We start from the raw sequence: 9921 nt of genomic DNA, 5'->3' as shown, positions 1-9921 counted from the left end.
TGTCAGGCGAATATCGTCATCAGATAGGCGATAAACAGCGCCAGATGCGCCGCGCCGTTCAGCACATTGGTGCGACCGGTCGAGAATGACAGCTGACACAGCAACAGCGCGGACAGCATAACAATCATCTCCGGCCCGCCCAGGCTGAACACCAGATCGTTACCCGTCGCCCAGGCGATCAGCGTCACTACCGGTACGGTCAGAGAAATGGTCGCCAGCACCGAACCAAAGAACAGATTCATTGCACGCTGCACCTGATTATTCAGCACCGCGCGCAGCGCCCCCAGGCCTTCCGGCGAGAGGATCAGCAGCGCCACCAGGAAACCAGTAAAAGCGACAGGGGCGTTAAGCTCCGTCAGCAGCGTTTCCAGCGGATTCGCGTTCATTTTGGTGACGGCGATAACCGCAACCAGATGAATAATCAGCCACAGCGCGTGCCACAGATTACTGTGCGCGGAGGGCTTGCCGTGGTGCGGATCGTCATCATCGCCATCATCTTCATGCTCGTAAACAAACAGGCTCTGGTGCGTTTTGGTCTGGATCAGCAGGAAAACGCCGTACATGGCGGCGGAAATCAGCGCGACCAGCAGGGCTTGCGAGGTGCTGAAATTACCGCCCGGCAGCGCCATGGGGAAGACCAGCACAATCACCGCCAGCGGGAATAGGGCGATCAAATACTGTTTAATGCCAAACAGATTCATATACTGGGTGGCGAATTTCTGGCCGCCCAGCAGCAGTGAAAAGCCTACCAGACCACCGGTCACAATCATAATGATGGAATAGAGCGTATCGCGCATCAGCGTCGGCGCGGCATCGCCGGTCGCCATCAGGGCGGAAATAAGGCTCACTTCGAGAATAACGACGGAAAGACTTAAAATTAATGAACCGTAAGGCTCGCCGAGGCGGTGTGCCAGAACATCGGCATGGCGTACCACACTAAATGCGCTGCTTAAAATCCCGACCAGCGCCAGCAGGTTGATACCAATGACCACTGGCAGTGACTGGCTGCTTCCCCACAGCAGCAGCACTGCCAGGGCCACTACCGGGAAAATGAGGGAGGTCTCCTTGTGGCGGGTTTTAACCGCCTCGATCGTTGTCGGCATTATCCATCTCCGTGTTTGCAGGTGCGTAATAAGTTTAGTTTGAAAATTCAGCAGACCGGTAAAATAACAGATCCTGTTAATAAGCGGTGTTATGTTTACCTAATTTTACGGGAAAATCAGATTATCAATATGAAGTGGCTATATTTATAAGATATTTTATTTATACCCATTGATAACAGTGATTTATATCGTTTGATTTTCAAAAATACCTCTGCGCTGGCAGCAATGCCGGTTGTCGTCCACACTTAAGTTTTATCCCTGAATGAGGACTTATCATGCCGTTTAAATCCCGAACCGACTTACCGGACAGCGTACAACATGTGCTGCCTGCTCATGCGCAGGATATTTATAAGGAAGCCTTCAACAGCGCCTGGGATCAGTACAAAGATAAAGAGGATCGTAAGGGCGATGCCAGCCGTGAAGAGACCGCCCACAAAGTGGCGTGGGCAGCGGTGAAACATGACTATGAAAAGGGTGATGACGACAAGTGGCACAAAAAGAAGTAATCAGCTGAAATAAATACGCTTTAGATTTTCCTCCACCGCCCGATAACCATAAGTGAGCCGCTTACGCCTGCGTCTGGCTTGCAAGCGGCCCGTGAATTGCATATCGTCGTAGCGGGTTGCTTTCTTAAAAAGCACCAAAAAAGCCTGGAAGACGTCAAAAAAGTAGTCGCATGGATGCACGCAGTGGTGGAGGTAAACGATGTTAACGCGTGATTTTCTGATGAAGGCCGACTGTAAAACGGCTTTTGGCGAAATAGAAGAAGCTCTGCTCTGGTCGGCGGAACAGCGGGCGGCCTCACTGGCGGCGACCCTGGCCTGCCGCCCTGACGACGGCCCGGTATGGATCTTCGGCTACGGCTCCCTGATGTGGAACCCGGCGCTGGAATACACCGAGTCCTGTACCGGCACCCTTGTGGGCTGGCATCGCGCCTTCTGCCTGCGGCTGACCGCCGGACGGGGCAGCGCCTGCCAGCCGGGGCGTATGCTTGCCCTGAAAGAGGGCGGACGCACCACGGGCGTGGCCTACCGGCTCGCCGATGACACCCTGCACGACGAACTTTCGCTGCTGTGGAAGCGCGAGATGATCACCGGCTGCTATCTGCCGAGCTGGTGCAAACTCACCCTCGACGATGGCCGCACCATTAACGCGCTGGTCTTTATTATGGATCCACGACATGCGCTCTATGAATCCGATACCCGCGCCCAGGTGATCGCCCCGCTGATTGCCGCCGCCAGCGGCCCGCTCGGCACCAACGCGCAGTATCTTTTCTCGCTGGAGCAGGAGCTGATTAAGCTCGGCATGCACGACGACTGCTTAAACGATCTGGTGGGCAAAGTGCGCCGCTTATTATGCGACGAAAAACCCGGCCCGGAGATGCAGCCAGGTTTTGCCTGACAGGACCGGCAGCGCACGCCGCGCTGCCGTAGACTCAAATGCGGAAATGCCCGGCGGTTTCCGCCAGCTCTGCCGCCTGCAATTGTAGCGCATCCGCCGCTGCCGCAGATTCCACCACCAGCTCAGCGTTCTGCTGCACCATGCGGTCAAGGTCGATCACCGCGTGGTTAATTTCCTGAATGCCTTTCATCTGCTCGCTGGTGGCGACGGTGATTTCACGCATGATCACCGACACGCTGTCGATGCCCGATACAATATCCCCCATGCTTTCCCCCGCCAGCCGCACATAACGTGAGCCGGTCGACACGCTCTGGGTGGTGGATTCGATCAGCGATTTGATCTCCTTTGCCGCCTGCGCGCTGCGGCTGGCAAGGGTACGCACTTCCCCGGCCACCACGGCGAAACCGCGACCCTGTTCCCCGGCCCGCGCCGCTTCCACCGCGGCGTTCAGCGCCAGAATATTGGTCTGGAAGGCGATGCCGTCGATGACGCTGGTGATGTCGCCGATTTTGGACGATGCCTCTTCAATAGACTGCATGGTGGTGATCGCCTGTTTCACCACGTCGCCACCGCGTGATGCGGCTTCAGAGGCGGCCTGCGCCTGGCCATTGGCCTGGGCGGCGGAATCGGTGGACTGGCCCACCGAGGCGGTGATCTGCTCGATGGCGCTGGCGGTGCCGCGCAGACTGGAGGCGGCCTGTTCAGTACGCCCGGAGAGATCCTGATTACCGGCGGCGATCTCCCGGGCGGCGAATTTCACCGAGGTACTGGAATCCCGCAGTTTGACCATCACCACCGCCAGCTTATCGCTGAAGGCGTTAAAGGCGTGGGCGATCTCCGCCACCTCATCGTTGCCATTTTCTGGCAGACGTTGGGACAGATCGTCGGTGCCGTTGCTGATAGCGTGCATCGCATCGCGGATGGTGACCAGGCGTTTGAGCAGGGTGGCCACCAGCCAGTGCATCACCGCGCCGCCAGTAAGCACCAGCACGACAAGCGACAGCGCCGAGGCTTTCAGCTGGGCGCTCAGTCCGCTGGTGGCATCATTGTCATCCAGCGCCACCACCAGCAGCCACTGTGTGCCTTTCACCGGCGAGGCGAGCAGGGTTTTGTCGGCACCGGCCAGCGTGCCGTCTTCAGCGTGACCCGCTTTAAGGGCGCTGAATTCCACGCCCTGGATGGCGTCGCTGAAGGGTTTTAAGGTCAGCGCGGGGTCGCTGGCGGCGATCACCGTGCCGTCGCTGTCCAGCAGCAGGCCGCTGCTTTGCGGCGTGGGCTGAATACCCTGTACGTTCGCCACCACGCTGTCCATGGTCACATCACCGGCCACCACCGCCGTCAGCGTACCGTTCACTTTCACCGGCACCGCAAAGGTCACCACCAACTTACCGGTGCCCGCGTCCACATAGGGCGCGGTGACCACTGGCGCATCGGCTTTCAGCACCTGCTGATACCAGGGGCGGATAGTGGGATCGTAATCTGCGGGCACGCCGGTGGGATCGGAGAATTTGGCGGTTTTCGCCGCATTGCCGACATAAACGTTAGTAAAACCGCCCGCCTGAGCGATCTGTTTGAAGACCGGCACCGGATCGTCCTGCACCGCCACGCTCTGTAACGAGGCGATCATCGTCATCTTGCTGTTCACCCAGTCGGCGATTGCCAGACTGTGGCTGTTACTCGTGCTGGTTAAAATATCCTGCCGGGTCTGCTGGTTGTCCTGACGGGCCACCTGATAATTAATAATAGTGTTAAGAAGCAAAGCGATAGCCAGACAGCCTGCTGTCGCCACAATAATGCGCGCGCGAATGGACCTGATCATGATGTTGTACCTGCTGTGTTGTTATAAAAAAGCTATCGGCAACGCAGCAGGCAAACTTGATGCCCGTATGACATCTATAAGAAATATATATTAAAGCAGCGTGATTATTAAAAAGTCAGCACTTTGTCTGCCGCCAGCGTCCACTGCGCCAGCTCCACCAGGGTGCCGATTTGCACACCCTCTACCAGCGGCAACGCGCTGATGCCGCGTCCATCGGTGCAGGTTTTGCACAGTTTCACCGGCACGTTTTGCGCGGTGAGGATCTCCAGCATCTGCTGGATGTTATAGCCTTCGGAAGGGCGCTGGCCGCGCAGCCCGGCGGTGACGGCATCGGACATTAAAAACAGTCGCAGTTCGGGGGCCGGATCCTGCTCACGCAGGGCGATAGCCAGACGCAGACTGTTAAACAGGGATTCACTGCCGTACGCCGCGCCGCTGGCGACGATCACTATCTTTTGCATTTTCACTCCTTCGACAAGGCATGATTATTGCTTTATTCAGCGGACACATTGACCGGGAGAATAAGCATGACCATAAATGCTGACAGCGCGAACAGCGCCATCGACTGGTTTCGTTACGCGCGCCAGATCCAGAAACAACAACTCCGCCAACTGGCGCAGTCGGGTGAGCTGGCAAGCAGGATCTGCCATCTGGTGCATATGCTACAGTGCGAACGCGGCGCTTCCAACATCTGGCTCTGTTCACAGGGGCGATTATATGAAGCCGAGTGCCGCGCCAGCCGCGCGCTGGTGGATGAACAACGGCAGGCGCTGCTGCCGCTGCTGCGTTTTGACCAGCCGCTGAACAGCAGCGCCCTGTGCCAGCGTATCGCCGCCGCGCTCTGGGGGCTGGAACAGCTGCCTGAATTACGTCAGCGCGTGCACGAACAACGAACAGAAGCAGCGGAAGCCATGGAACAGTTCAGCGCCACCATCCGTCATCTGTTAAGTATTGTGCCGCAGCTGAACGACACCCTCGACGATCCGCGTATTGTGCAGCCGCTGGTGGCGCTCTACAGCCTGATGCAGGGGAAAGAGCTGGCGGGGCAGGAGCGGGCACTGGGGGCGCTTGGTTTTACCCTCGGTCATTTCAGCGACGCCCTGCGCCAGCGGCTGGTGGATCGCATCGACGGTCAGCAGCCCTGTTTTGATACTTTCCTTTCCCTCACCACCGGCGAACTGAGCGACATTTTTCACGCCCGCTGCGGGGCGACGCTGGAGATCGAACAGCTGCGTCGTCTGGCCTGTACCCGTCAGCCGCCGCAGGATCAGGGGGAAAACGCGCTGCGCTGGTTTGTGCTGCACACGCAGCGGCTGGAACAGCTACGCGCGTTGGAAGAATCACTGATCGACGCCCTGATGCATACCGTGGCGACCTTACTGGCGGAAGAGGATCAGGCCCCGCCGCTAAGCGCCGCCTTTCTTGAACCCGCCGGGGAGGGGCTGTCGCTGTGCTCTGATCATCAGCTGTTGCCGCTGGTGCGTCAGCAGGCGCGCGAACTGGATCAGCTCACTACGCAGCTGGCGTCGCTGAAAGCCTCCCTCGACGAGCGCAAGGTGATCGACAGCGCCAAGCACGTGCTGATGACACACCAGAATATGACCGAAGAGCAGGCATGGCAGTGCCTGCGCAAAATGGCGATGGACAAAAACCAGCGCATGGTGGAGATCGCCCGGGCGCTGTTAACGGTGAAAAATCTCTGGCAGTAATCCAAAAGGAGTAGTTGCACGGTTAACGGGCAAAAGATGCACATGCCCGGTGCGCGGGATTCAGTGTAGGCCGGGTAAGCGCAGCGCCACCCGGCAACAGACATCGTGCCGTCCGTCCCGCCCGCCGGCGCAGGCTTGCCGGGCCTACGATCTGTGGAGACAGCCGGGGTGAGGGGTTGAAACCTGGCATCCCCTTTGCATTACTCCTGTCACAACATACTGAACCGGCCTGCCAATGGCGGCAGGCAGGTTTTGAGGATAAAGGCGTCCTGCGGTGCGAAAGCACTGCCGGGCGCTTTTTTTTGCTTCAGGAGTGGTGATGGCTGATTCAACCTTTTCTCTTTCCCGCCGACGCCTGTTACAGGCCACCGCCGTTATGGGCGGCAGCCTGTTGTTACCGGGCGTGATGCAGGCGGCTTATGCGGCAGGCTCTGACAAGCCGGAGCAGCAGATCGTGCGCGTCGGTTTTATCCCGCTTACCGACTGCGCGCCGCTGGTGATCGCCGCCCTTAAAGGCTTCGATAAAAAATATGGCATCACCCTTGTACCAACCAAAGAAGCCAGTTGGGCGGCGGTGCGCGATAAACTTACTTCCGGCGAGCTGGATGCGGCGCACGTGCTGTACGGGCTGCTTTACGGGCTGGAGATGGGCATCGGCCCCAAACCCCAGGCGATGGCGAACCTGATGACGCTGAACCAGAACGGCCAGGCGATTACCCTGTCGGCGGAGTTGCAGGAGAAAGGCATTCGTGATGCCGCCGGACTGAAATCCCTGATCGGCCAGAGCGCGCCGGGCAGCTATACCTTCGCGCACACCTTTCCGACCGGCACCCATGCCATGTGGCTCTACTACTGGCTGGCTAACGCCGGGATCAACCCCTTTGACGATATCCGCACCGTGGTGGTGCCGCCGCCGCAGATGGTGATGAACATGCGCATCGGCAATATGGTCGGGTTTTGCGTCGGCGAGCCGTGGAATACCCGCGCCATTAACGATCGCATCGGTTTTACCGCAGCGACCTCGCAGGATATCTGGCCCGATCACCCGGAAAAAATCCTCGGCACCCGCCGCGCCTGGGTGGAGCAGAATCCGCACACCGCGCGGGCGCTGGTGGCGGCGGTGCTGGAGGCCGCCCGCTGGATCGACGCCTCGGCGGAAAACAAACGCGAAACCGCGCGCATTCTTGCCCGTCGCGCCTGGCTTAATACCAAAGAACAGTTTCTTACCGGCCGTCTGCTGGGGGAGTACGACAACGGCGCAGGCCGCCGCTGGCAGGACGCCCACGCCATCCGTTTCTTCAATGAGGGACAGGTTAACTATCCGTGGCACTCCGACGGCATGTGGTTCCTGACCCAGTTCAGACGCTGGGGACTACTTAAAACCGCGCCGGACTATGCCGCCATCGCGGCACGCATCAACCGTACCGACATCTTCAGCGATGCCGCCGCCCAGGTCGGCGGGATTTCGCTGCCATCTTCACCGCTGCGCGCCAGCACGCTTATTGACGGCACCGTCTGGAACGGCATCGATCCGGAAGGGTACGCCAGCCGTTTTGCCATTCAACGTAAAGGGGCATGACATGACACTTGCACAGAAAAAAATCACCGTTAAGCCGGAAACCGCTCAGGGCGAAGTGATCGTCCTGCCGCCGGTCCAGGTGCGTCGCCGTACGCCGCGCCTGAATCGCCATCTGCACGATGTTGCGCAGCGTATTATCCCCGCGCTGCTCGGTCTGGGACTGCTGGTGGTCGCCTGGCAGCTGGCCGCCATTAACAGCAAAGGCTTCCCGACGCCGCTCTCCACCCTGGATTCCGCCCTGACATTGTTTGCCGATCCCTTTTACAACGACGGGCCTAACGACATGGGCATCGGCTGGAACGTGCTGGCCTCCCTGCAGCGGGTGGCGATAGGTTTCGGGCTGGCGGCGCTGGTGGGGATCCCGCTCGGCTTTTTGATTGGCCGCTTCGTCTTTTTCTCCCGCATGTTCACACCGCTGATCGCGCTGCTGCGTCCGGTCAGCCCGCTGGCCTGGCTGCCGATTGGCCTGCTGCTGTTTCAGAAAGCCGAGCCCGCCTCCAGCTGGACCATTTTTATCTGCTCCATCTGGCCGATGGTGATCAACACCGCCGAAGGGGTGAAGCGCATTCCTGCGGACTACCTCAACGTCGCCCGCGTGTTACAGCTTTCTGAATGGACGGTGCTGCGCCGCATCCTGTTCCCGGCGGTGCTGCCCGCGGTGCTCACCGGCGTGCGGCTGTCCATTGGCATCGCCTGGCTGGTGATTGTCGCCGCCGAAATGCTCACCGGCGGCGCCGGTATCGGCTTCTGGATCTGGAACGAGTGGAACAACCTCAACGTGGAAAACATTCTCATCGCCATCGTCATCATCGGCGTCGTAGGCCTGCTGCTGGAGCAGGGCCTGATGCTCATCGCCCGCCGTTTCAACTGGCAGGATAAATAAGGAGTCGCGTATGAAACCCATTATTCAGGTGCAGGCCGTCAGCCAGCGTTTCGCCACCGCCAGCGGTGAATTCCTCGCGCTGCAAAACGTCTCGTTTGATATTCACGAAGGGGAGACCGTCAGTCTGATTGGTCACTCTGGCTGCGGCAAATCGACGCTGCTCAATTTGATCGCCGGTATTACGCTGCCCACAGAGGGCGGCCTGATCTGCGATAACCGCGAAATCGCCGGGCCTGGACCGGAGCGCGCGGTGGTGTTCCAGAACCACTCGCTGCTGCCGTGGCTGACCTGCTTTGACAACGTGGCGCTGGCGGTGGATCAGGTGTTTCGCCGCACCATGAGCAAAGCCGAGCGCCGCGAGTGGATCGAGCACAACCTTGAGCGCGTACAGATGGGCCATGCGCTGCACAAGCGCCCGGATGAGGTGTCCGGCGGCATGAAGCAGCGCGTCGGCATTGCCCGTGCGCTGGCGATGAAGCCAAAAGTGCTGCTGATGGATGAACCCTTCGGCGCACTGGATGCGCTGACCCGCGCCCATTTGCAGGACACCGTGATGCAGATCCAGCAGTCGCTGAATACCACCATCGTGCTGATCACTCACGATGTGGATGAAGCGGTACTGCTCTCGGATCGCGTGATGATGATGACCAACGGCCCGGCGGCGACGGTGGGGGAAGTGCTGGCGGTAAACCTGCCGCGTCCGCGACACCGCGTGGCGCTGGCGGAAGACAGCCGCTACCACCATCTGCGTCAGCAAATCCTGCATTTCCTCTACGAAAAACAGCCGAAAGCGGCGTAAGGGGCAGCGATGATGCGGCAACTGATCATTATCGGCAACGGCATGGCGGCGACCCGGCTGGCACATGCGCTTATCAGCCGCGATGCGACGCGCTTTGCCATCACTCTTATCGGCGACGAGCCCTGCGCGGCCTATAACCGCATCCAGCTTTCCCCGGTGCTGAGCGGGGAAAAGCCCTTTGCCGATACCCGGCTGCTGCCCGCGGACTGGTACGCCGCTAACCGCATCAGCGTGCTGTCCGGCGAGCGGGTGCTGGCGGTGGATCACGCGGCGCGCACCCTGCACACCGACCGGCGTCAGCTCTCCTGGGACGAACTGGTGTTCGCCACCGGTTCGCAGCCCTTTATCCCGCCCATTCCCGGACATGCGCAGCCACACGTTTTCGCCTTCCGCACGCTGGCGGACGTCAACGCCATGCTGGCAATGAGCGGGCCGGTGGTGGTGCTCGGGGGCGGCGTGCTGGGTGTCGAAGCAGCCGCAGCCTTTGCCCGGCGTGGTGACAGTGTCACGCTGGTGCATCGCGCCGATCGCCTGATGGAGCAGCAGCTTGATCTCCGGGCAGGGGACCTGCTGGCGGCACACCTGCGGGAGCGCGGTATCACCTGCGAGCTGAACAGCGGTATCACGG

At 59.8% G+C, this 9921-nt stretch carries 10 protein-coding genes; 7 read left to right on the top strand and 3 right to left on the bottom strand.

The window, feature by feature from the left end; translation table 11 throughout:
- Positions 1 to 2: 2 nt before the first annotated feature.
- On the bottom strand, positions 3 to 1103 hold the full coding sequence (gene chaA, locus QRD42_RS15700) for a sodium-potassium/proton antiporter ChaA (protein WP_072568672.1): 1101 nt from the start codon (positions 1101 to 1103) through the stop codon (positions 3 to 5).
- Between the two features lie 275 nt (positions 1104 to 1378).
- Between chaA and chaB the strand changes: the two genes are divergently transcribed.
- Entirely contained in the window at positions 1379 to 1609 is a 231-nt protein-coding gene (gene chaB / locus QRD42_RS15695) for a putative cation transport regulator ChaB (protein ID WP_318363684.1), read from the top strand.
- Between the two features lie 199 nt (positions 1610 to 1808).
- Positions 1809 to 2504 (top strand): gamma-glutamylcyclotransferase, encoded by a 696-nt coding sequence (locus QRD42_RS15690; protein ID WP_321987577.1) that lies wholly within the window; start codon positions 1809 to 1811, stop codon positions 2502 to 2504.
- 34 nt (positions 2505 to 2538) lie between these two features.
- Here QRD42_RS15690 and QRD42_RS15685 read toward each other — a convergent pair whose 3' ends face one another.
- Together QRD42_RS15685 and QRD42_RS15680 are read right to left on the bottom strand one after the other, a co-directional pair.
- Positions 2539 to 4323: a methyl-accepting chemotaxis protein gene (locus QRD42_RS15685; protein ID WP_321987576.1), complete on the bottom strand. Its 1785-nt coding sequence runs from the start codon at positions 4321 to 4323 to the stop codon at positions 2539 to 2541.
- Positions 4324 to 4430: 107 nt separating this feature from the next.
- On the bottom strand, positions 4431 to 4784 hold the full coding sequence (locus QRD42_RS15680; protein ID WP_321987575.1) for a DsrE/DsrF/TusD sulfur relay family protein: 354 nt from the start codon (positions 4782 to 4784) through the stop codon (positions 4431 to 4433).
- 66 nt (positions 4785 to 4850) lie between these two features.
- On the opposite strand from QRD42_RS15680, the gene nasR reads away from it, so the two are divergent.
- The 5 genes from nasR to QRD42_RS15655 all read left to right on the top strand — a co-directional run.
- Positions 4851 to 6032 carry a nitrate regulatory protein NasR gene (nasR, locus tag QRD42_RS15675; RefSeq protein ID WP_321987574.1) on the top strand — a complete coding sequence of 394 codons (1182 nt, stop codon included), beginning with the start codon at positions 4851 to 4853 and terminating at the stop codon, positions 6030 to 6032.
- Positions 6033 to 6351: 319 nt separating this feature from the next.
- Positions 6352 to 7611, top strand: a complete 1260-nt coding sequence (locus QRD42_RS15670) for a CmpA/NrtA family ABC transporter substrate-binding protein (protein ID WP_321987573.1) — start codon at positions 6352 to 6354, stop codon at positions 7609 to 7611.
- 1 nt (position 7612) lies between these two features.
- Positions 7613 to 8494 carry a nitrate ABC transporter permease gene (gene ntrB / locus QRD42_RS15665; RefSeq protein ID WP_321987572.1) on the top strand — a complete coding sequence of 294 codons (882 nt, stop codon included), beginning with the start codon at positions 7613 to 7615 and terminating at the stop codon, positions 8492 to 8494.
- 10 nt (positions 8495 to 8504) lie between these two features.
- Entirely contained in the window at positions 8505 to 9293 is a 789-nt protein-coding gene (locus QRD42_RS15660) for an ABC transporter ATP-binding protein (protein ID WP_072568663.1), read from the top strand.
- Positions 9294 to 9302: 9 nt separating this feature from the next.
- The coding region (locus QRD42_RS15655) for an NAD(P)/FAD-dependent oxidoreductase (protein ID WP_321987571.1) at positions 9303 to 9921 on the top strand (619 nt) is incomplete at its 3' end.

The sequence above is a fragment of the Enterobacter sp. PGRG2 genome (assembly GCF_030291195.1).
Lineage (GTDB): Bacteria > Pseudomonadota > Gammaproteobacteria > Enterobacterales > Enterobacteriaceae > Enterobacter_D.
The sequence above is the reverse complement of the archived record's forward strand: the minus strand, read 5'-3'. Positions and strand labels throughout refer to the sequence as shown.

Coding starts and splice junctions, on each gene's coding strand:
- chaA (WP_072568672.1), bottom strand. CDS start 1,103: ATGCCGACAACGATCGAGGCGGTTAAAACCCGCCACAAGGAGACCTCC.
- chaB (WP_318363684.1), top strand. CDS start 1,379: ATGCCGTTTAAATCCCGAACCGACTTACCGGACAGCGTACAACATGTG.
- QRD42_RS15690 (WP_321987577.1), top strand. CDS start 1,809: ATGTTAACGCGTGATTTTCTGATGAAGGCCGACTGTAAAACGGCTTTT.
- QRD42_RS15685 (WP_321987576.1), bottom strand. CDS start 4,323: ATGATCAGGTCCATTCGCGCGCGCATTATTGTGGCGACAGCAGGCTGT.
- QRD42_RS15680 (WP_321987575.1), bottom strand. CDS start 4,784: ATGCAAAAGATAGTGATCGTCGCCAGCGGCGCGGCGTACGGCAGTGAA.
- nasR (WP_321987574.1), top strand. CDS start 4,851: ATGACCATAAATGCTGACAGCGCGAACAGCGCCATCGACTGGTTTCGT.
- QRD42_RS15670 (WP_321987573.1), top strand. CDS start 6,352: ATGGCTGATTCAACCTTTTCTCTTTCCCGCCGACGCCTGTTACAGGCC.
- ntrB (WP_321987572.1), top strand. CDS start 7,613: ATGACACTTGCACAGAAAAAAATCACCGTTAAGCCGGAAACCGCTCAG.
- QRD42_RS15660 (WP_072568663.1), top strand. CDS start 8,505: ATGAAACCCATTATTCAGGTGCAGGCCGTCAGCCAGCGTTTCGCCACC.